We start from the raw sequence: 21,875 nt of genomic DNA on the forward strand, positions 1-21,875 counted from the left end.
CGCGCCGGCGGAACCGGCGCGTGTTATACGACTAGGGTAACCGGCCCGCCGCGCGGCCGGTCCCAGGCATGGCGGATCCGGCGCAGGTCACGTCGGAGCGCGTCAGGAGTCGGCGCCGAACGCGCGCTGCACGAGGTCACCGAAGAGCAGGTCCAGGCCGCCGATGTAGGCCATGATGACCGCGACGAAGACCAGCACCACGATCGAGTAGGTGATCAGCTGGCGGCGGGTCGGGTAGACGACCTTGCGGAGCTGCTCGACGACCTCGCGCAGGAAGCGGCCCAGTTTCTTGAAGGGGTTGCGATCGACCTTGCCGGAACCGCGCTTGGGCGTGGGACGACCCTTGCCCGCGGTCGTGTCGGAGCGGCTGGTGTCGTCGGCCACGTCGGCTTCCTCCAGGTCTGGTCGGGCAGTGCCATCCCCGCCGGCGCGGGGAGCTCACGCCCGCAGCATACCGCAAGGGCCAAGACACGTAATTCGCTCATCCCGGCGGGGGCGGCGAATCGGGCATCCGCTTGCGGAACTCCTGCCAGAGCTCGCGCATCTCGGTGAACCGCTCGGCCGCGAACTGGAAATACAGCGCGCTCTGGTACATCCGGTCGCGCCCCGCCCCCGGCGGTAGGGTCTCGACGCCCGCGAGCGCCAGCTCCTCGTAGCGCTTGAGCAGCGGCAGCCGGTCGAGCATTATCCGGCCCCAGATGTCGTCGTCGAGGATCTCGTAGACGTCGGCGCGGGTGTCGGGCCGGCGGTTCTTGACGATGAGCCCGGCGGTCACCAGGTCGCGGACCGCGTTCGAGATCGCCGCCAGGCTCACGCCCATGCCCTCGGCCAGCTCGGCGGCGGTGTAGCTGGAGGCGTCGTCGATGAGGATGTACGAGAAGACCCGGGCGGTCATCCGCTGCATGCCGCTCTCGACCAGCATCGTCGCGAAACGCTCCACGTAGTTCATCACTTCGGTACGGTCGACATCGTCGCTCATCGCGGCCCCTCTTTCGGCTCCAACCTTCGACACGATCATACATTTCACAAATTCATGAAATGTGTGGTACGTTTAAAAACTATGACCGCTGTCATCCACACCGAGAAACTCGTCAAGCGATTCGGTCACGTCACCGCGCTCGACGGGCTCGACCTCGAGGTATCCGAGGGCCAGACGCACGGCTTCCTCGGGCCCAACGGGGCCGGCAAGTCCACCACCATCCGCATCCTGCTCGGGATGCTCAGAGCGGACGGCGGCACCGCCCGCCTCCTCGGGTCCGACCCGTGGAGCGAGGCCGCCGAACTGCACCGCCGCATCGCCTACGTGCCCGGCGACGTCGCCCTCTGGCCCAGCCTCTCCGGCGGGGAGACCATCGACGTGCTCGGCCGCCTGCGAGGCGGGATCGACAAGTCCAAGCGGGACCAGCTGCTCGAGCGCTTCGACCTCGACCCGCGCAAGAAGGGCCGGTCCTACTCCAAGGGCAACCGGCAGAAGGTGGCCCTGGTCGCCGCCTTCGCCTCCGACGCCGAGCTGTTCCTGCTCGACGAGCCCACCTCCGGGCTCGACCCGCTCATGGCCGCCGTGTTCAACGAGGTCGTGCGCGAAGTCGCCGCCGAAGGCAAGACCGTGCTGCTGTCCAGCCACGTCATGAGCGAGGTCGAGGCGCTGTGCGAGAAGGTGAGCATCATCCGCAAGGGCCTCGTGGTCGAGACCGGGACGCTCGCCGAGATGCGGCACTTCTCGCGCTCGGAGGTCCGGGCGACCCTCAAGAAGCCGATCCGCGGCCTGGGCGACCACGAGGGCGTCCACAACCTGAAAGAGGACGGCCTCGAACTGCACTTCCAGGTCGACTCCGGCGCGCTCGACGACGTGCTCACGCAGCTGGCCGTCGCCGGGATCGCCAGCCTCACCTGCGAACCGCCGTCGCTGGAGGAGCTGTTCCTGCGCTACTACGGCGACGAACTGGCCTCCGCGGGGGTCCCGAACGGCAACGGGGACTAGCCATGGCGACCGCAACCGCAGAACGCTCACGGCTCAAGGAGGGGCGCCTGGGCACGCTGGCCGGGACCGGCAAGCTGCTGCGCTTCCACGCCCGGCGCACCCGCGTCTTCCTGATCGGCTGGTTCGCCGGCCTGGCCGGGATGAACGCCGTCATCGCCGCGTCGCTCGCCGGGGTCTACTCGGACCCGAGCTCCCGCATCGAATCGACCGCCACCTACGACACGCCCGCCATCCGGTCGATGACCGGACCCGGGCTCTACCTCGACCACTACGGCGACAGCCTCGCGGTCATGTACGCCCACCAGATGATCCTGTGGTCGACCCTGATGACCGCGGTGATGTTCATCCTCCTGATCACGCGCCTGACCCGGGCCGACGAGGAGACCTCGCGGCTGGAGGTCATCAGGTCGCTGCCGGTGGGACGCCGCGCGGACCTGGCCGCCGCCGTATGGCTGGCCGTCCTGGCCGGGCTCGCGCTCGGACTCCTGGTCGGCCTGTCCGTGCTCGGCATGGACGGAGCGGATTTCGGCGGCGCGATGCTCTACGGCCTCGCGCACGCCGCGGTCGGCATCACCTTCGCGGCGATCACGGCCGTGGCCGTGCAGATCGCGAACTACAGCTCGACCTCCAACGCGCTCGGGTTCTCGGCGCTCGGTTTCGGCGCCCTGATGAGCATGGCCGGCAGCGCCGCCGAGGACCCCGAGGGCAGCGCGGCGCTCTGGCTCTCGCCCTTCGGGTGGGCGCAGAAGACGTTCGCGTTCACGCCCGAGCAGACCTGGACTCCGGTCCTGGTCTCGGCCGTCGTGGCGGCGGCGCTGTTCTGGCTGGCCTTCGCGCTGGTCGCGAAGCGGGACTTCGGGCAGGGCCTGCGGTCGTCCCGCCCCGGGCGGTCCGCCGCCGGATCGGGCCTGAGCTCGATCGGGGCGCTGTCGTTCCGTCTGTCCCGCGGCGTCCTGTGGGCCGGGACCATCACGCTGCTCCTGCTCAGCTCCTCGTACGGAGCGGTACTCGGCAGCGCGGACGACTTCCTCGACTCGATGCCCGAGGCCCAGCAGGAGGTGTTCGACCAGGCGGGCGGGACCGTCACCGAGAGCTTCCTGGCCACGATCTCGCTCGTCGACGCCTTCGCCGCCGTGATCTTCGGGCTGCTCGTCATCGGACGGGCCCGCAAGGAGGAGGTCGGCGGGCGCGGGGAGCTGCTCGCGGCAGGGCCCGTCCCGCGGTCCGGCTGGCCCGGCTCGTACCTGCCGATCGCGATGATCACCGCCTCGGTGAGCGTTCTGGTCGGAGCGCTCGGGCTGGCGACGGTCGGGGCCTCGTCGCTCGAGGACGGCTCGTACTTCGGCGAGATCCTCACGGCCGGCCTGATCCACCTGCCGGCGGTGTGGGTCATGGTGGCGTTCGCGTTCGTCTGCCTGGGGTGGCTGCCCCGGGCCGGCTGGCTGCGCTGGCTGCCACTGGTCTACGTCTTCGTCGCCGGATACTTCGGGGACCTGATCGACCTGCCCCAGGCCGCCCGGGCCGTCTCGCCGTTCGAGTACGTCCCGTCCTATCCGGTGGACGACCTGGACTGGCTCCCGCTGATCGTGCTGGCGGCGGTCGCCGCCGCTCTGGCTGCCTTCGGGTACGCGGGCGTGCGCCGCCGAGACCTCCAGTTCGACTGAAGACCTGAGGAAACAGGAGAAAATAAGGGAAGCGGGCCGGTCGATCCACTCCGATCGACCGGCCCGGATCCGTACCGGGTGATCCGCGGTCTACACCCGCGCCGAACGATCGGTCTCCACCGCGGGCTCGGGTTCGGCGGTGCGCGCGAAGCGCCACAGCAGCGGCACCGCACAGCACGCGACACCGGCGACGATCCACAGTGCCGAACGCACCGGCATCAGCGTGCCGAGCCACCCTCCGGCCAGCGCACCGAGTACGGTGGCCGCCGCGGTCACCAGCTGGACCGAGACGATCAGGCGCCCGAGGCTCCGTTCCGGCACGGCCTTCGTGACGAACGCCGAGAGGGCGATGTTGTTCATCGATCCCAGCGTCGCGGGCCCGGCGATCGACGCGGCGACCAGCGCCACCGACCAGACCTCCAGGCCCGTGGCCAAGGGCAGCAGCAGGAACGGGACCGCCGAGAACGCACCGGTCCAGAAGATCAAGCGCTCGGACCGCCAGCGTCCGCTGAAGCGGTCGACCAGGACGGTCCCGGCCAGGGCCGCCGCGCTCGCCCCGGCGAACAGCCAGCTGTACCACCGGGCGGGCAGCCCGAGGCCGTCCAGGACGAACACCGCCGTCATCGACTTCCACGCTCCTGAGGCCAACGCGCTGATCGCCACGAACGCGACCAGTCCGCCGAGCAGCGGCACCGTTCGCATCAGGCGGAACCCTCCGAAGGCCGAACCGCGCGTCCGCGGCCCCGCCGGAGGGCGTTCGACCTCCGCACCGCCCCGGACCCGGCCGACCAGGCCGAGACTCAGGGCACTGACCAGACTGAGGACCCCGGCGACGGCGAACACCACGAACCCGCCGGCCACCGCCAGGTGACCGGCGGCCGACTGCGCCGCCAGTCGCGCGGACTGCTCTCCACCCTGGAGGCGGGCCCGCCCCTTCATGAGGCGGTCGGCGGGCACCAGGCTCTTGAGGTGGACGAAGTAGAGCGTGCTCGTCGCCAATCCGACCGTGGTGGTCGCCAGGCATACCAGCAGCAGCGTGACCAGGTGGAGCCGGTCGGCGAGGATCGAGACCGTCGCTGCGAGGCCGATCCCGGCCAGAATCAGCTCCCCGGCCAGGAGCACCCGGCGCGGCCGCCGCACGCGGTCGGTCATCGCGGCGATCGGAAGGCCGAAGAGCATCATCGGCGCCGTCCCCGCGACCGTCAGGAGGCCGACCTGGAAGGAATCGGCCCCCAACCGGTCGACCGCGAGGATCGACAGGGCCGAGGAGACGACCGTACCGCCGAGCACGGCGGCGCACTGCCCCCAGAAGTAGACCCGAAAGGCCGGCCCGAACGGCTTCACTTCGAGGCGGCCTCCCCGGGCGGAGCCGCCGGCTCTGTCCTCCGGGCCGCCGACCTCCGCGTCGGATCGGACCACCGGGACGCCACCGAGGCGGCGGTGAAGGTCGCGACCACGAAGACCGCCAGCGATACGGCGGCAATCCAGCCGAGCTCCCCGGCCGCCCGGCCGAGGCCCGGCAGCTGCGCCGAGGCGATCATGTACTGCGGCAGCACCACCGCCGCCGCCGAGGCGACACCGAGGCACGAGACCGCGAAGCACTCGACGTAGGTGGCCGCGCGGATACCTCCGCGTCCGGCGGCGAAGCGCGCCAGCCAGGTCCGTTCGGTGTGGCGCGTCTGGTAGTGGGCGGCCAGGCCGTTGGCCCCGCCGAGGACGAGCATGATGACGATCAGCGACAGGAACACCAGCTCCGTCCCCGAGGCCGCCGCGCCTCCCGCGGTGAGCTCGTCGACTTCCATGATCGTCGTCCCCGGACGCGATTCGACCCACCCGGTCGGATCGGGTGCGTCGCCGTCCAGAAAGACCGCGTCGAGCTCGACGCCGCTCTGGTGCTCGGTGAGCAGGTCGAGCCCGGCTATGATGTTCGGAAAGGCCGTGTCGGAGGCGTGGATCGCCCCGACCGTCACTTCCAGCGGCGTCCCGTCTCCCAGGTACGCCCGGTAGCTGTCGCCCACGTCCACGCCCGTCTCCAGGGCCGCGGTGACCGACATCGCGATCGAAGTGCCGCCGACGTCGTCCATGGAACCGTCGGTGACGTCGACGGTGTACCGGCCCATGTCGCCGCCGAAGGCGACTCCCCCATCGAGGCGTTCGAGGTCCTCACGCGGCGTCTGGACGTACATCGTGAACTCGGTGAACCCCGCCCCGCCCAGTTCTTCCTCGTCCGCCGCGACCAGATCGCCGCGTTCGGCCGCCACCACCGCCTGCCCGGCGTGCACCGCCGACTGCCACTCCTGCGTCGACGCCGCGCCCACGATCACCGAGCCCAGCACCATGTGGAGCCCGATCACCGCGGCGACCGCGACCATGCCCGTGGCTTTCCCCAACGGCTGCATGCGGTGACGCAGGGACCGCGCGGCGGTCCACATCACCCAACCCCGGCCCGCGAGCGCTCGCAGGAGCACGGACGACGCCGCTACCAGCCAGGGTGCGGTGACGACCACCAGCGGAACGGCCAACAGCATCGCCATGCCGACGGCCAGGAACATCATCAGAGACGTGCCTATGTTCATGAGCGCCATCGTGGCGGCCAGACCGGCTATGAGCAGCGCGGTGACGACGGCTCTCGGAAGATGTCCGACGTTCTTGAGTCCGGACCCGCTCCCTTGGACCACCGCCCGTATGTTCCTCCCGGACAATACGGTCAGAGCGATCGCGCCCGCCGCGAGGAGGAACCAGACCTGCAGCAGCGGCCCGGCGGTGGCCTCGATCGAGAACCAGGTCTCGCCCAGTGTCCGGTGGATGAGCTCGGCGACCAGCGGACCGAGGACGAACGTCAGGGGTAGGGAGAGGATCGTCCCCGCAGCCGTATAGGTCAGCAGGAAGGCGCGCAGCTGGCCGCCCGCGCCACCGAGCCGCGACAGCGCTCGAAGCTCGCTTCCGAGGTTGGAGGTCGCCAGGGAGACGCACCCGAACAGGAGGGTGGCCACGGCGAGGACGGTGAAGCCCATCATGGTCCACAAGTCCTCGACCATGCCGTCGACGGCGGCGGTGGACACCTCGTTGTCCCAGTCGACACGCCGCTCGTCCGGAACGGTCGACAACCCCTGGTCTGCCACAACCGCCTCGAACGCGTCCCAGTCGGTGTCGTCGGAGGCGAACACGGCGATGAAATCGGCGTGGCCTTCGGCGTTTCCATCGAGGCTCAGCGCGGTCTCGGAGTCGAAATAGGCCCCGTGAGGGAGTGTCCGAGTGATGCCGGAGACGGTGAGCGCGTGCTCAGTGCCGCCGTCGACGAGCGTGACCGAATCTCCCACCGCCGCCCCGAGATCGTCCGCGGTCGCAGACGCGAGGACGGCCTCCTCGCCGCCCTCCGGGCGCCGGCCTTCGGACAGCAGGTCCGGTGCGGGCCACCAGGTGCGGCCGTCCAGGTGCTCGACCGTGTGCGAGTCCGACCGCAGTTGCGTGATCCTGAAGACCGACGCGGGCACGATGGTCGCTCCGGCAGAGGTCAGTCCACCGGCCGACTCCATGCTGGTCGGCGCCGTGTCCGCCCAGGTGCGCCTCGACGACTCGGGTACCCGCTGGTCGGCGGTGACCACGCGATCGGGTTGGTCCGTGTAGCTCGATTCAGGGTGCGCCAGCTGCGCGGACTGGATCACGACGTTGATCCCGCCGAGCAGCGCCGCGGCCGAGGCGATGGCGACGACCAGCATGCCCAGGTTGAGGATGCGGTACCGGAATGTCCTTATGGCGGTTCGGATCATGGTGAGGCTTCAGTCCGCCGCGGCGAGCAGGTCGTCGAGCAGGTCGCCGGGGTCGGCTCCCTCGACCTCCCTGTCGATGCGCCCTTTGGACAGGACGAGCACCCGGTCGGCTCGGGATGCGACCAGAGGGTCGTGCGTGATCATCAGGATGGTGTTCCCGTATTCTCCGGCCAAGTCGCGCAGGAGGCTGGTGATCTCCCTGGCCGAGGCGGGATCGAGAGCACCGGTCGGTTCGTCGGCGACCACGACCGCCGGTTTGAGTGAGAGCGCTCGGACGATGGCGACGCGCTGCTGCTGTCCGCCGGAGAGCTGATCGATGCGACGGCCGAGCAGGTCGTCGATGCCGGTGCGTTCGGCGAGTCGTCGCACCCAGTCCCGGTCGAGTGCCGTTTTGGCGATCCGGGACGGCAGTTCGATGTTCTCGCCGACTGTGAGCGCCTCCATCAGGGCGTAGTCCTGGTAGACGAATCCGACACGGCTGCGGCGGAACACGGCCAGCTGGCGGTCGTTGAGGGCGCCGAGGTCGGTTCCGTCCAGAAAGACTCCGCCGCTGCTGGGCCGGTCGACCCCGACCGCGCAGTTCACCAGGGTCGTCTTCCCCGAACCCGATGGTCCCATGAGGGCGGTGAACGTCCCCGGAGCGAGATCGAACGAAACGCCCCACAGCGCATGCACCCATCCGCCCCGCGAGGCGAAACTCCGACTGACCTCCCGCATGGCGAGTTTCGATGTCCTGCTCACGGAGACTCCTCTGCGTTTCGATCGGATACACTGGATGTCCGACCCTCGCGTGCGAGGGCCGGACACGCAGATCATCGAGCCCAGCGCCGGCCGACGCAACCGCAAGTCAGGGCGGCGAAACCAAGGCCTGCGGCAGGTGCGCCGGCGCTGGCCCGACTAGTTTCCGCAGTTGAAGAAGCTGAACGAGGAGACCTGCGGCGATGCGTCGTCGGCCTTGGCGTCCAGGGTCTGCAGTTCGAGAATCTTGGCCATCATCGGCTCCTATCTGGTAATCGTGGTTGGCGGTTGCCGGTGTCCGATCCTCGTGTGCGAGGGCCGGACACGCAGATCATCGAGTCCGGCGCCGGCCGATGCGACCGCGGGTCAGGGCGGTGAAACCAAGGCCTGCGGCGCGCACGGCGGCACTGGGTCGACTAGCCGTTGTCGCAGTTGAAGAGGCTGTAGGTGGACCACTGCGGCGAAGCGCCGTCCGCCTTCGCGTCCAGGGTCTGCAGCTCGAGAATCTTAGCCATCATCGGCTCCTTTGCGCTTTTCGATGGATCTTTCGTAGCCGGAGCGGGAGGAGTCCCGTTCCGCTCCCGCCAGTCCCATTCCCGGGAGCTGGCAAGTCTGTTGTTCCGCCAGTGCCGCCAGGTAGACGACGCCGGCGCTGCCGGTGGCGAGGTCGTGGGAGAGCCGGTGGGATTCGCGCCCGAGCAGCGCCAGCCGGTCTTCGGTGCCGGTCGGGCACGCGAACGGTGCGAGCTGGTCGAGATCGATGCCGGGATCATCGGCCAGACCGAGCCGGTGCGCCTGAAGGCTCGTGTACCACAGGCCGAGTCGGCCGCGGAACAGTCCCGCTTCGACGGTGTGGTCGATGGTGGTGGCGGTCAGGATCCGTTCGAGAGCCTCGCGCCGTCGCCGGTCGATCCACTCGCGGCCGCTCATGAGGGCGAGCGCCAGGCCGCATGAGCCCCGTTCCAGGTACGGCAGGGCTTTGCGCCCGTCCATCATCAGTTCCTGGCGGCCGTCGCGGTGCAGGTGGGCGGCGGCGCGGTCCACGGCGATGTCGTAGCCTCGATGCCAGGTCTCGGTTCCCGTGCGGCGGTACTGGTCGGCGAAGAACATCGCCGCTCCCGACCAGCCGTGCAGCAACCCGGGAGGCAGTGCGTCTGGTTCGGCTGAGGTGAGGTGACCGAGCAGCCCTTCGGCGATGGGGCCGACCTTCTCGGAGCGGCCCAGGTCCTCGAGCATGCGGCAGACGCCGATCGCTCCCGAATACAGGGACATGCCGATCTGCTGCCGTCCGGCCCGCTGGAGGACCAGGTCGGCCACGTCCGCGGCGCCGGGATGCCCGGCCCTGCCCAGGATCCATGCGGCACCGGCGAGACCGTCGTAGAGCCCGAGCGCGGCTTCAGGGCGGCTGGCGAGCGCGCGTTCATGGATCCCGGCCAGATCGTCGGGGTCGAATCCGCCGGTCGCCGACGCGTCGGCGAACACGATTCCGGCGGCGCCGTAAGCCAGTCCGACCGCCGAACCGGGGCCGAATCCGCGCGGGTCGGTGCGGTCGGATCCCTTCGGTCGGCCCTGTCCGGAGTCGGTCCGCATGGAGCGGTGCATGCGGTCCACGTCGAGACCGCGCGCGGACCCGTGCGTCCGCCCGCCGGTCAACCGCGAGGCGAGTCGATTCAGGTGACCGGTATCGAGGTCGTACCATGCCGAGAGTCGTTCGAGGGCGAACGGCACTGCCTCATCGTTCAGATGAAATGCCTGGTTGAACGGCGCAAGTGCCGAAATCTCACAACAGGCCGAGGCGTAGTGGTCGAGCGTTTCAGGAGACATGGCGCGGCCCGGGTTGAACCCCGCCGTACCGATACCGGGTGGCGCTTCCGAGCCCGTACGCCGCGCCGCTTCCAGGTCGATGATGCGCAGTTCCCCGGTCTCCTCGTCGAACAGGAGGTTCCGCGGATTGAGATCGCCCACGGCCCATCCGGTCCCGTGGATCTCCTCCAGCGCGCGTTCCAGAGCTTCGAACAGGGGGACCAGGCCGCGGCGGAACTCCTCACGGTCCCCGGCACCGGTACCCGGTCGGATCAGCGGGCTTTCGGCCGCCATTTCACTCAGCGGCTTGCCGTGGCAGTACTCCATCGCCAGGAAGTGGTGCTCCCATTCCGTGAAGATGCCCAGCGGAGCCGGGGTCCAGCCCAGGTCTTCGAGGTCTCGCAGCACCGCGTGCTCGTGGTGGAGCCGATCGACCGCGTCCCGGCCCTCGGCGTCGACACCGCACAGCGGGCGAGCCTCCTTCAGGACGACCTCCGAGCCGTCCGGTGCGAGCGCCAGATAGACGCCGCCGGCGTTCGAGAAGTGCATCGCCTCTTTGACGACGTAGTCTCCGACTGTCGGCTCGGACGGGTCCTCCTGCTGCTCGGCGGGTCGGAAGCCGGTGCCTGAGGCGATCCAGTCGGAGAGCTCGGCCCAGTCCGGAAGCGTGAACGCCGGTTCGCGCCGGTCGGGCACGAGGTGCCCGTCGGGGTGGCGTATCGCCGGGCGGCGTCCCGTCGCGCTCTCGATCCACATCGGTTTGAATGCGCCGTACCGGAGGAACACCGGGCTCTCCCCCCAGCGCAGGTCCGAGAGGATGAACGGGGACGGCCGGTCGCCGAGCAGGCCGTGGAGGGCCTGGACGAGCGTGCGGCAGTGTTCCTCGTCCGTCGGGTATGCGGTGACGAGCTTTCCGGCCGAGACGCGGTTGGCGCCCTTGGCGTTGGAGAGCAAGTGCAACCGAGGGTGGCTGAGGAACTTCAGACTGGCGCCCTCGCGCTCGCAGACGTCCCAGGCCCGCTCCACGGTCGCCTCGTACTCGTCGGTGACGGCGGAGAGGTGGATTTTCCAGCCCTGCTCGGGGAGCTTCTGGTCGATGAGGCGCAGTTCGCACCAGACATCGTTGTTGGCACGCTCCCAACCTGTCGGGAGCGCACGGCGCACTATGGGGTGAGCGTCATCGCGATCCGCCATTTCCTCGGCGGGCGTGTACCAGACGCGGTCGCCGAACAACCATTGGAGCGCGATGCCGCTTTCCATTCGTGGATCCTCCGGAGGGGTCGGTCGTGGTGACGGTCACTACTTTCACAGGCCGACGCATCTTGACTGCACTTCGCGTGCACCTCGTGCGCCCCTCGTCACGGATTATCATGAGAAGGTGGAGGTCACGGCAGATATCCTGTTTTCCCGATCAACCTGTGCTACGTTGCGCAGGCGGGGAACAATCGTGGTGACGCGAACGCTGATCTGATGTGCCGCAACACGCTCAGGTCGAATGACGTACCGGCAAGCCACTTCGCGGCGCGAAACACTACCCCCACGAGGACCCGTTCGATGTCAGTTGAGTACCCCGAGATTCGCCTGGCCGCACCGGTCGCGATCATCGTCCCGTCCGGTGCACTGCCCGTGAAATCGGTCACCGCCAGGGGGCTGCTCGCCCGTCTGGCGCAGGCGCCCGGCCAGCTGGTGGCCTACCACCAGCTCACCGAATCGATATGGGAGGAACGCGAACCGCGCTCGGCCAAGTCCAATCTCAGGACCGCGGCGGCTTCACTGCGCCGCGCTCTGGGTTCGGGCGAGCGCGACCCGGCGGAGGTCCTGCGGACCTACCGCGCGAGTCCGGGCCAGGCGAACGGCGCCATGTCGCTCGACCTGCCCGAGAGCGCCATCGACCTCTTTCAGGTCACACGCAAGGTCGACGCCGCGTTCGAACACATCCGCGCCGACCGCCTCTCGGAGTGCCGCCGACTCTGCCGCGAACTGGAGTCGGTCGATCTGACCGGATTCGGGACCGATCTTCCGGCCACCAGATGGTTCGGCGTCCTGGCCCAGCGGGTCCAGCGGCTGTGGTTGCGGATGAACTTGGTGCGCTGTAAGACCGCGTTGCTGGACGGTGACTTCGTGGTAGCCGAACGGATCGCGGTCACGCTCCATCGGAGCCAGGCGGCGATCGATCCCGGCGAAGCGCTGCTCACCGTCACGCAATTCTTCCTCGGCGACACCGCGCAGTCGCTCGAACATCTCACCGCGCTGCGCGATCGGCACAGCGCACTCGGACTCGACTGGCCCCCGCACTTCGACCGACTGCAACATGCGATCCTCAACCACAGCCACGCGGAAGTCAGAGAGATCGCACGCGTCGATCTGGTCCTCTGAGGGCCGAGAGCCGCATTCCAGGGTTCGTTGTCGGACCCGCGTGGTTGCCTGTGGTTCTATGGTGACCATGTCCGGAGGCGCCGCGGAACCGCGATACGAGCTGATCGATCCGCCTGACGCGCCGTTCGAGTTCGAACTCGACCCGGGACAGCGCGCAGTCCTCGCCCACTCGTCCGGGCCGCTGCTGGTCCGCGGCGGTCCCGGCACCGGCAAGACCGAGGCGCTGATCCGGGCCGCCGCCGCGAAGGTCGAGGCCGGGGCCGAGCCGTCCTCGGTGATGGTGCTCGGGCTGCGGCGGCACGACACCGCCCACCTGAGGGGCCGGATCAACTCGCTCACCGCCTCCCGCTCGGCCGAGGAGGTCCCGGTGTTCACCTTCCCGGCCCTGGCCTTCGCGGTGCTGCGCTCGGCCGCGCTCGCCGACGGCCGCGGCGAGCCGCGGCTGCTCACCGCCCCCGAGGCCGACACGCTCATCCGGTCCATGCTCGGCGGCGAGGACTTCGGCTGGCCCGAGACGCTGACCGAGGCGCTGCGGACGTACGCCTTCACCCAGCAGCTGCGGGACCTCGTGCTGCGCTGCGGCGAGCGCGGGATCGACGGGCGGCGCCTGAGCGCCCTGGGCCGGGAGCACGACCGGCCCGAGTGGCTCGCCGCGGCCCGGTTCTACGAGCGGTACGTGGACACCCTGGCGGTGCAGTCGGTCTCGAGCGCGCTCTACGACTCGGCCGAGATCGTGCGCGCCGCGGCCGCCGAGCTGCGGCGCCGCCCGGAGCTGTGCCCGCGCCCGGAGTGGCTGTTCGTCGACGACCTCCAGGACGCCACGCCGGCGCACGTCGACCTGCTGGAGCTGCTGGCCGGGGGCGGCGGGGGCCTGGTCGCCGCGGCCTGCCCCGACGAAGCCGTCTTCGGCTACCAGGGCGGCGACCCGGAGATCGTGCGGCACTTCCCCGACCGGTTCGGCCCGGTCGGCGGCGGCGAGGCGCCGACGGTGCGGCTGGCCGACACCCACACGGTCGCGCTCGCGCCGCTGGCGGCGACCGTGGCGCTCTCGCGGCGGCTGCGCGGGCCCGACCGGGACCGGCGGCGCGGGACCGGATCGGAGGAGGAGGGAGCGGCCTCGGTGGTGCTCCTGCCCTCGCCCACGCGGGAGGCGACCTTCATCGCCGACACGGTGCGCCGCGCGCACCTGCTGGACCAGGTCCCCTATTCGGACATGGCGGTGCTGGTCAAGTCGGCCTCGTCCATCCCGCAGCTGCGGCGCGCCATGCAGCACGCGGGCGTGCCGACGCGCCAGGCCGCCGACGACGTGCCGCTCCCGTCGCACTCGACCGTCCGGGATCTGCTGCGGATCGTCCTCTTCGGGCGGCGCCCCGAGCGGCTGGACGAGGCCGCGGCCGCCGGGCTGCTGCACTCGCAGTTCGGCGGGGCCGATCCGTTCGGGGAGCGGCGGCTGCGCCAGGAGCTGCGGCGCCTGGCCGTGGCCGCCGACGACTTCTCCCCCTCGTCCGACCTGCTGGTGGACGCGCTGCGGGATCCCGGCGAGATCGCCTCGCTGCCCGAAGAGGAGTGGGCCGAGCCGGCCCGGCGGTTGGCGGCGCTGTTCGAGGCCGCGCGCGCCGGCGGCGGTGTCACGCAGGTGCTGTGGCGGGTGTGGGAGACCTCGGGCGTCGGCGAGCGGCTGCACCGCCGGGCCCTTTCCGGGGACCGCCGCGCCCAGCGGGCCGACGCCGAACTGGACGCGGTGATCGCCCTGTTCGACCTGGCCGAGGACTACGAGCACAAGCAGCCCGGCGCTGGCGTCGAGGTGTTCTGCGAGCACATCCTGCATCAGGAGCTGCCCGGGGACTTCCGCTCGGCCAGCGCCGAGCTCGGCGAGGCGGTCACGCTGGCGACCGCGCACGCCGCCCACGGGCGCCAATGGGCGTTCGCGGTGGTGGCCGGGGCCCAGGAGGGGGCCTGGCCGAACCTGCGTCCGCGCGGTTCGGTGATGGGCGCCGAGGCGCTGGTGGACCTCCTCGACGGCCGCGCCGACGTCGACGCGGTCGCCCATCTGCTCGACGAGGAGCGGCGGCTGTTCTACGTGGCGTGCACGCGGGCGCGCGACCGGCTGCTGGTGACCGCCGTCGACTCCGACGACATGCAGCCCAGCCGGTTCTGCTCCGAACTCGGCCTCGAACCCGCGGCGGCGCCGCGCGGGGTGCGGCCGTTGAGCCTGGCCGCGCTGGTGGCGCGCCTGCGGGAGGTCGTGGTCGATCCAGACCATCCGGGCCGGGAAGCGGCGGCGGCGCAGCTCAAGCGGTTGGCCGAGGCGGCCGTGCCGGGGGCCGACCCGGGCCGGTGGTGGGGCCTGGCCGAACTGTCCGACGAGCGCGCGCTGACCCTGGCCGGGGAGACGATGCGCGTCTCGCCCTCGCAGGTGGAGAAGACCCGGCAGTGCGCGCTGCGCTGGGTGCTGGAGTCGCACGGAGGCGACTCGGGCGACCCGCTCCCCCGCCACCTGGGCACGCTGCTGCACGCGGCGGCCGAGTCGGTGGCCGAGACTCCGGACGCCGACCCGGCCAAGGTGATGGAGCGGGTGGTCTCCGACCATTTCGACCGGCTGCCGTTCGAGGCGCCGTGGCAGGCCGCGCAGGAGCGGCAGCGGGTCGAGGGGGCGATCGGCCGGTTCGCGAAGTGGATGAGCGACAACAAGCGCGAGCTGCTGGGAGCCGAGCGGTCGTTCCGGATCAAGGTCGAGTTGGGGCCGCCGGGTGTCGAGGTGGTCATCTCGGGACAGGTCGACCGCCTCGAGCGCGGCCAGGACGGGCGGCTGTACGTGGTCGACCTCAAGACCGGCCGCAACCCGGTCTCCAACGAGGATTCGTCGGCGCACCCGCAGTTGGGCACCTACCAGTTCGCCGTCGCCGAGGGCGCGTTCGAGGAGGGCGCCGAGCCCGGCGGCGCGGAGCTGGTGTACCCCAACAAGGACTCCAAGGGCTTGACGGTCCGCTCGCAGGGGGCCCTCGGGGAGGCCGAGAACCCCGACTGGGCGCGGGAGATGCTCGACGACGCGGCGAACCAGATGGGCGGGCCGGTCTTCGAGGCGCGGAACTCCTCCAAGTGCGCCACGTGCTCGGTGAAGAACTGCTGCCCGATCGCGGACGAGGGACGGCAGGTGACCGATGAGTAGGACGCCGGAGTACAGCGCGGTCGGGCTGGCGAACCGGCTGGGCGACCCGACGCCGACCGAGGAGCAGCGCTCGGTCGTCGAGGCGAGGCTCGAACCGCTGCTGGTGGTGGCCGGGGCCGGTTCGGGAAAGACGACGACGATGGCCGACCGGGTGGTGTGGCTGATCGCCAACGGGATGGCCAGGCCCGAGCACATCCTGGGGCTGACGTTCACGCGCAAGGCCGCGGCGGAGCTGGCCGCGCGCGTCCGCGAGAAGCTCGCGCGCCTGGCCGAGGGCATTCCGGCCCTGTCCGAGCTGCACGGCGAGCCGACGGTGTCGACCTACAACGCCTATGCGGCGAGCCTGGTCTCCGAGCACGGCATCCGCATCGGGGTCGAGCCGAACACACGGGTGGTGACCGAGACCGGCCGGTGGCAGCTGGCGCGGGACCTGGTGGCGTCCTGGGACGGCGAGATGACCGAGTTCGACGTGGGGATCGACAAGGTCACCGAGCAGGTCCTCAAGCTCGCCGGCGAGCTGGCCGAGCACCTCCAGACCGGGGACGACCTGCGCTGGTTCGACCGGCGCCTGGCCGAGGACCTGGAGGAGCGGCAGGCGTCCCGCTCGAACGAGGACTTCCGCAGGTTCGCGGCGCTGCCGCGCAGGCACGCCCAGCTGCTGCCGCTGGTGGAGGCGTGGGAGCGGCGCAAACGCGAGCAGCGGGTGATGGACTTCGCCGACCAGTTGTCGCTGGCGGCCGAGCTGGTCTCGCTGTCGCCGGAGATCGCGGTGACCGAGCGGGACCGCTGGCGGGTGGTGCTGCTCGACGAGTACCAGGACACCTCGCATTCGCAGGTGACGCTGCTGCGGGAGTTGTTCGGCGGCGGGCACCCGGTGACGGCCGTCGGCGACCCGAACCAGTCGATCTACTCCTGGCGGGGGGCCTCGGCGGGGACGCTCGATCGGTTCGGCACCGATTTCCCGCGCGGCGACGGCGAGAGCGCGGAGCGGGTGTACCTGACCAGGTCGTGGCGGAACCGTGCCGAGATCCTGGAGGTCGCCAACGCGGTGTCGGCGCCGCTGCGGGCCGGGACGGTCCCGCCGCTGACCGCGGGCGTGCCGGGTTCGGGCCGTGTGGAGGCGGCGATGCACCCGACCGTCGAGGCAGAGGCCGAGTGGCTGGCCGGGCGCTTGAAGGACCAGTGGTCGCCAGAGGGCGAGGCGACGGCGGCGGTGCTGGTGCGCAAGCGGCGGCAGATCCCGGCGCTGCACCGGGCGCTGACGGCCGCCGGGCTGCCGGTGCAGGTGGTCGGGTCGCTGGGGCTGCTGTTCTATCCGGAGGTGGCCGAGGTGGTGGCGATGCTGCGCGCGGCGGCCGACCCGCTGGGCGGACCGGCGCTGATGCGGCTGCTGACCGGCTCGCGCTGGCGGATCGGGGCACGGGACCTGGGGGCGCTGTGGGACCGGGCCAGGGAGCTGGCCCCGGACGTGCGCGGTTTCGAGCCGGACGCGGGGGCCGAGTCCGAGGCGTCGCTGGCCGACGCGCTGGCCTCTCCCGGGGATGCGGCGAACTACTCGCCGCTGGGGTACCTGCGGTTCGCGCAGCTCCACGAGGAGCTGGGGTGGATCAGGGGGCGGCTGGGCCAGAGCCTGCCGGATGTGGTCGGCGACGTGGTGGCCAAGTCCGGCCTGGACGTGGAGGTGATGCTCCACCAGGGCGACCTGGCGAACCTGGACGAGTTCACCGACATCGCGGCGTCCTACGAGAACGACACGGCCGGGGCGAACGTGCTGGGTTTCCTGTCGTTCCTGGAGTCGGCGGCCGAGCGGGAGCGCGGCCTGGTCGTGGAGGGCGCGAGCACGGCCGCGGGGGTGGTGCAGATGATGACGGTGCACGCCGCGAAGGGCCTGGAGTGGGACGTGGTGGCGGTGCCCGGCCTGTGCCAGGGGATCCTGCCGTCCCGCGGTTCGGACCCGACCTGGGTGACCGATCCGGCGCGGCTGCCGTACGAGCTGCGCGGCGACGCCGACAACCTGCCGGGCCTGGACCTGGCGGGCGCGGCCGACCCGAAGGAGGTAGCCGCGGCGCTGCGGGCGTTCAAGAAGGCCGACCGTGAGGGCCGGTTGGACGAGGAGCGGCGCCTGGCCTATGTGGCGTTGACGCGCGCGAAGCGGCTGCTGCTGTCCAGCGGCTACTGGTGGGACGCCGAGTCGAGCCGCAAGCGCGATCCGGCGCCGTACCTGGAGGAGGCCCGCGAGGCCGGCGCGGAGGTGGCCCTCTGGGCCGAGCCGGGCGTCGAGAACCCGTTGGAGGCGCAGGGGCGGACCGCGCAGTGGCCCAAGGCGGCGCCGCTGGGTTCGCGCCAGGAGGCGTTCGCGGCGGCGGCCGATCTGGTGATGGCGGCCGGTGACTCCGAGCCCGACTCTCCGGCGGCGCGCGCCTGGGCGGAGACGGCGGCGCTGCTGCTGGCCGAGCGGGACGAGCGCGAGTCGGGAGTGATCCGGGTGCCGCGCCCCGAGCGCCTGTCGACCTCGCAGCTGATGGCGCTGCGGGCCGACGAGGAGGCGTTCGCGGCCGCCAGGCGCCGCCCGATGCCGCAGCCGCCGCGCGCGGCGACCCGGCGGGGCACGGAGTTCCACGCGTGGGTCGAGGAGTTCTTCGGCGGCGGGGCCCTGTTCGACCCGGCGGACCTGCCGGGGGCGGCCGACGAGGTGGAGGCCGACGCGGATCTGGAGCGCCTGAAGCGGGCCTTCCGGGGCTCGGAGTGGGCCTCGCGGCACATGGTGGCCCAGGAGGTGCCGTTCGTGGTCGACTACGAGGGCCTGGTGGTGCGCGGCCGCATCGACGCGGTGTTCGCGCGGGACGGCGGCGGCTTCGACGTGGTGGACTGGAAGACCAGCCGGGCCCCGGAGGGCGAGGCGGCCGAGAACGCGGCGTTGCAGCTTCGGGTCTACCGGAAGGCGTGGGCGGAGCTCAAGGGTGTGGACGAGTCGGAGGTGGGCATGGCCTTCTACTACGTGGGCCAGGATCGCACGTGGCGGCCGGACGGGATTTAGCCGTCGGGAATGCGAAGTTCGTCCATTGTCCGCGCGGTGTCCCCTGGCAGTTTGCAAGGCGGTGTTAGGTTCTTCGGGTCCCCCGAAGGCGCCGACGGACCCGATCGGCGGCGCGATCGAGACGGGACGCGACGATTCCCCCCCACGCACAATTGATAGGAACTCATGAACGACCGCACCAAGCTTCGTCCCGCCCGCCTGACCGCCCTGGCCGGAGGCGCCTTCGCCCTGACGATGGCACTCGCCGCCTGCGGCGGAAGCAACGACACTCCCGACGGAGCAGTCGAGAACTTCTACGACAACGGAGCCCAGGACATCGTGAACGCGATGGTCGACGGCGACTTCGAAGGGGCCGCGGACACCGCCGAGGACTACTTCTGCGCCGGCGACGTTGACGGCATCCGCGAAGTCGGCGACCAGCTCGCCGAGCTGCCGGAGGACATGTCCGACGAGGCCCTGCAAGAGTTGGCCTCGGATGTCGAGATCCCCGACGGCTTCGAGTACGAGATCGGCGACGTCACCGAGGACGGCGACACCGCGACCGTCAATGTCGAGGTCACCGCCGACGGCGAGACCACCGAGAACTCGCACGAGCTGACGAAGGAAGACGACGAGTGGAAGATCTGCGGCGAGTTCGCGATGTAGTTCGCCCGTGAACGAGCATCGGGGCCCGGCCGCAGGCGGCCGGGCCCCGATGCTCGTTCGGTGTCCATTTCGAGGTCTTCTGGCGGTTCGCGGGAGGATGCTACGTTCATCGGGTCCCCCGACGGCGGCCCACCGGCCCGAGGGGATGGTCGAATCACCCCCTCCACACCGATAGGAACTCATGATCATGGACTTCAAGCTCCGTCCGGCCCGCCTGACCGCCCTGACCGGCGGTGCCTTCGCCATGGCCTTCGCATTGGCCGCGTGCGGCGGCGGGGCCGGCTCCCCCGAGGACGCGGTCGAGGACTTCCTCGGGGGCGGCATCGAGGACTACGCCAACTCCTTCGCGGAGGGCGACTTCGACGCGGTCCTCGAGGCGGCCGAGGAGCACCTGTGCGCCGAGGATGTCGAGGGCCTGGAGGAGATGGCCGCCCAGTACGAGGAGCTCAGCCCCGAGGAGCAGGAGGCGCAGGCCGCCCAGATGGCGGAGGCCGCGGTCCCCGACGACTACTCCTACGAGATCGGCGAGGTCACCGAAGACGGCGACACCGCGACCGTCAACGTCGAACTCACCGCCGAGGGCGAGACCGTCACCGAGGGCGTCGACGTGGTCAAGGAAGACGACGAATGGAAGGTCTGCGGCTTCGGCGTCTGACCCCGAGGCCACACCTCTCCAGCAAATCGAATGCGGGGGCCGGGCGCCGAAAGCGCCCGGCCCCCGGTGCCGCTCGGGAGTCGTTTCGACGCCCTCCGGTGGTTGCGCGCTGATGCTAGGTTCCTCAGATCCCCCGATGGCGACGCACCAACCTGAGGGAATGCTCGAACCCCCGCACAGATAGGAACTCATTCGTGGACATCAAGCTCCGTCCGGCCCGCCTGACCGCCCTGGCCAGCGGCGCCTGCGCTATCGCGCTGGCACTGGCCGCCTGCAGTGACGCGAGCGATTCTCCTGAGGGAGTGGTCGAGGCATTCATCGACGACGGCATGGCCGAATACAGGAGCCACCTCATCGAGGGCGACGCCGAGGCGGCCGTCGAGGCCGCCGCCGACTACCAGTGCGCCGAGCACGTCGAGGAGCGCCGGGAGTCGGCCGAGGAGTTCGTAGCCCTCACCGGCGAGGAGCGAGAGCAGGCGGTCGAACGGCTCGAGGAGTACTCGGTCCCCGACGACTACTCCTACGAGATCGGCGAGGTCACCGAGGACGGCGACACCGCGACCGTCGAGATCGAGATCACCGCCGACGGCGAGACCAGGAACCAGACCATCGACGTGGTCAAGGAAGACGACGAATGGAAGGTCTGCGGCTTCGGTCTCTAAAAACTGGCGCGACCGGACTGGTCGCAGCCGGCCTGATAGCAACCGCATCCCCAGCCAGCGCATCAACTTCGGACTGCACCGGCTACCTAAGCGACCTCGGCTATAGTGTCGGTTCGGGTGTAACCGGTGCCTGCGAGCAGGGCGCTTCTGGGAATACCTACGCTTATGTTACCTGCTACGTCAGCCTCCTTGACCTAGGCGTCACCCCTAGCCACTCCGACACGGCTTGCTATCTAGCTGATCGGTAACGAGTTTCACCTATCTAGCAACTGAAGGCCGGGCGCCTCTGGCGCCCGGCTTTGTTCGGCTCGCTCCAGTGTTCTCGGCCGTCAGCCAGCAAGCAATGGAACCAGTCGTCTGCCGATCTCATCGACCGAGGTCAATTGACCGGAAGCCACCTCGATGATGAGCTGGTAGGCATCACCTTCGACCTCGTCCGGATCTCTTAGCTCGATGCCGTTGATGGACAAGAATGTCGCGGCCGCAACAAAGCCGAGGCGTTTGTTGCCATCGACAAGCGGATGATTGGACACAACTGAGTGCAGTAGAGCGGCGGCCTTCTCTACGAGAGTCTCGTACGCGTCTTCGCCGAACAATCTTGTCTGCGGGCGCGCGGCGGCCGACTCCAGCAAACCGACGTCCCGGATCTTTGCCTCCGGGCCGACAGCAACCTTGACAAGATCAATCAGCGATTCGGTTGAAAGATACCGGGTCACTATTCCGCAAGCCTCGCGAGAAGTCGAGCGTGCCGTTCGGCGATGCCCTCGGCGACCTCACGCACTCGCTCGCGTTGGCGGTGGTTGATCCAATCCAGGATCGCCTCCTCGGCAGCACTGTTCATCGATACTCCCGCCTCAGCCGATTCCTCACGAAACGTATCCTCGATCTCGCTTGACAGTCGCAATGTCATGGCCATCCAAACCACCTCCGTACTGGTTGCATCAATGATACCACCCATGCCACCACAGGATTCGCTTCGAAGCGGACAAGCCCGTCATCCTCAGAAACAGGTCGCCTCTGCCAGAACCCGATCCCGAATGCGTGCCTGAATTCCCTCGACTGTTGAGACCTCTGTGAAGACGCCCAGCAGCTCCTCAACTTCGAGCGCGAATCCAGCCAGATCGAAGTAGCCGCGACCCGGACCTACGTCGACCAGCAAATCCAGATCGCTTTCAGAGTCCGCCTCGCCGCGTGCAACTGAACCGAACACACGGATGTGGCCGATCCCGTACTTGGCACCGATACGGCTGATCTCAACACGATGCGACCGGAGTTCCGCGACGGTCACCCGCCTTCGCGGCGCTGGCCGATCGATCGGCATTGAAGCCCTCTTGCTCCCCTTCTCCACGATTCTACGGCCCCGCTCAGGCTGGCA

Annotated in this window: 18 protein-coding genes; 8 read left to right on the plus strand and 10 right to left on the minus strand. The window is 69.9% G+C overall.

The window, feature by feature from the left end; all coding sequences use genetic code 11:
• Nucleotides 1-102: 102 nt before the first annotated feature.
• On the minus strand, nucleotides 103-384 hold the full coding sequence (gene secE / locus JFB92_RS26435) for a preprotein translocase subunit SecE (protein WP_307788993.1): 282 nt from the start codon (nucleotides 382-384) through the stop codon (nucleotides 103-105).
• Nucleotides 385-481: 97 nt separating this feature from the next.
• On the minus strand, nucleotides 482-979 hold the full coding sequence (locus JFB92_RS02420) for a GbsR/MarR family transcriptional regulator (protein WP_199034514.1): 498 nt from the start codon (nucleotides 977-979) through the stop codon (nucleotides 482-484).
• 81 nt (nucleotides 980-1,060) lie between these two features.
• Between JFB92_RS02420 and JFB92_RS02425 the strand changes: the two genes are divergently transcribed.
• Both JFB92_RS02425 and JFB92_RS02430 read left to right on the plus strand, forming a co-directional pair.
• Nucleotides 1,061-1,981, plus strand: a complete 921-nt coding sequence (locus JFB92_RS02425; protein ID WP_199034516.1) for an ABC transporter ATP-binding protein — start codon at nucleotides 1,061-1,063, stop codon at nucleotides 1,979-1,981.
• 2 nt (nucleotides 1,982-1,983) lie between these two features.
• Nucleotides 1,984-3,645 carry an ABC transporter permease gene (locus JFB92_RS02430; protein ID WP_199034518.1) on the plus strand — a complete coding sequence of 554 codons (1,662 nt, stop codon included), beginning with the start codon at nucleotides 1,984-1,986 and terminating at the stop codon, nucleotides 3,643-3,645.
• A 90-nt stretch (nucleotides 3,646-3,735) separates the two neighbouring features.
• Here JFB92_RS02430 and JFB92_RS02435 read toward each other — a convergent pair whose 3' ends face one another.
• The 5 genes from JFB92_RS02435 to lanKC form a co-directional block, all read right to left on the minus strand.
• Nucleotides 3,736-4,989 (minus strand): MFS transporter, encoded by a 1,254-nt coding sequence (locus JFB92_RS02435; protein ID WP_199034520.1) that lies wholly within the window; start codon nucleotides 4,987-4,989, stop codon nucleotides 3,736-3,738.
• Nucleotides 4,986-7,415, minus strand: coding sequence for a hypothetical protein (locus tag JFB92_RS02440; RefSeq protein ID WP_199034522.1), 2,430 nt, complete (start codon nucleotides 7,413-7,415; stop codon nucleotides 4,986-4,988). Before JFB92_RS02440 ends, JFB92_RS02435 begins: the two co-directional genes overlap by 4 nt.
• A gap of 9 nt (nucleotides 7,416-7,424) precedes the next feature.
• Nucleotides 7,425-8,156 carry an ABC transporter ATP-binding protein gene (locus JFB92_RS02445; protein WP_199034524.1) on the minus strand — a complete coding sequence of 244 codons (732 nt, stop codon included), beginning with the start codon at nucleotides 8,154-8,156 and terminating at the stop codon, nucleotides 7,425-7,427.
• A 413-nt stretch (nucleotides 8,157-8,569) separates the two neighbouring features.
• Nucleotides 8,570-8,668, minus strand: coding sequence for a class III lanthipeptide (locus JFB92_RS02450; protein WP_199034526.1), 99 nt, complete (start codon nucleotides 8,666-8,668; stop codon nucleotides 8,570-8,572).
• Nucleotides 8,661-11,216, minus strand: a complete 2,556-nt coding sequence (gene lanKC / locus JFB92_RS02455) for a class III lanthionine synthetase LanKC (protein WP_199034527.1) — start codon at nucleotides 11,214-11,216, stop codon at nucleotides 8,661-8,663. The genes JFB92_RS02450 and lanKC overlap by 8 nt, the downstream gene beginning before the upstream one ends.
• A gap of 294 nt (nucleotides 11,217-11,510) precedes the next feature.
• On the opposite strand from lanKC, the gene JFB92_RS02460 reads away from it, so the two are divergent.
• The 6 genes from JFB92_RS02460 (at nucleotide 11,511) to JFB92_RS02485 (ending at nucleotide 20,500) form a co-directional block, all read left to right on the plus strand.
• Nucleotides 11,511-12,332 carry an AfsR/SARP family transcriptional regulator gene (locus JFB92_RS02460; RefSeq protein WP_199034528.1) on the plus strand — a complete coding sequence of 274 codons (822 nt, stop codon included), beginning with the start codon at nucleotides 11,511-11,513 and terminating at the stop codon, nucleotides 12,330-12,332.
• 67 nt (nucleotides 12,333-12,399) lie between these two features.
• Nucleotides 12,400-15,501: an ATP-dependent DNA helicase gene (locus JFB92_RS02465; protein WP_233162187.1), complete on the plus strand. Its 3,102-nt coding sequence runs from the start codon at nucleotides 12,400-12,402 to the stop codon at nucleotides 15,499-15,501.
• Nucleotides 15,494-18,538, plus strand: coding sequence for an ATP-dependent helicase (locus tag JFB92_RS02470; protein WP_199034530.1), 3,045 nt, complete (start codon nucleotides 15,494-15,496; stop codon nucleotides 18,536-18,538). Before JFB92_RS02465 ends, JFB92_RS02470 begins: the two co-directional genes overlap by 8 nt.
• 165 nt (nucleotides 18,539-18,703) lie before the next feature.
• Nucleotides 18,704-19,183, plus strand: coding sequence for an Rv0361 family membrane protein (locus JFB92_RS02475; RefSeq protein ID WP_199034531.1), 480 nt, complete (start codon nucleotides 18,704-18,706; stop codon nucleotides 19,181-19,183).
• A 187-nt stretch (nucleotides 19,184-19,370) separates the two neighbouring features.
• Entirely contained in the window at nucleotides 19,371-19,838 is a 468-nt protein-coding gene (locus JFB92_RS02480; RefSeq protein ID WP_199034532.1) for an Rv0361 family membrane protein, read from the plus strand.
• A gap of 194 nt (nucleotides 19,839-20,032) precedes the next feature.
• Complete coding sequence (locus JFB92_RS02485) at nucleotides 20,033-20,500, plus strand: Rv0361 family membrane protein (protein WP_199034534.1); 468 nt, start codon at nucleotides 20,033-20,035, stop codon at nucleotides 20,498-20,500.
• Between the two features lie 329 nt (nucleotides 20,501-20,829).
• Here the strand turns inward: JFB92_RS02485 and JFB92_RS02490 are convergent, their stop codons facing one another.
• From JFB92_RS02490 to JFB92_RS02500, 3 genes are all read right to left on the minus strand, one after another.
• A complete protein-coding gene (locus JFB92_RS02490; RefSeq protein ID WP_199034536.1) occupies nucleotides 20,830-21,216 on the minus strand; it encodes a type II toxin-antitoxin system death-on-curing family toxin in 387 nt (128 codons plus the stop codon).
• Nucleotides 21,216-21,416, minus strand: a complete 201-nt coding sequence (locus tag JFB92_RS02495) for a hypothetical protein (protein WP_199034538.1) — start codon at nucleotides 21,414-21,416, stop codon at nucleotides 21,216-21,218. The genes JFB92_RS02490 and JFB92_RS02495 overlap by 1 nt, the downstream gene beginning before the upstream one ends.
• Before the next feature lie 84 nt (nucleotides 21,417-21,500).
• Nucleotides 21,501-21,788 carry a nucleotidyltransferase family protein gene (locus JFB92_RS02500; RefSeq protein WP_199034540.1) on the minus strand — a complete coding sequence of 96 codons (288 nt, stop codon included), beginning with the start codon at nucleotides 21,786-21,788 and terminating at the stop codon, nucleotides 21,501-21,503.
• Nucleotides 21,789-21,875: the final 87 nt, after the last annotated feature.

Origin of the sequence: Glycomyces salinus (assembly GCF_016428645.1) — a bacterium.
Lineage (GTDB): Bacteria > Actinomycetota > Actinomycetes > Mycobacteriales > Micromonosporaceae > Glycomyces > Glycomyces salinus.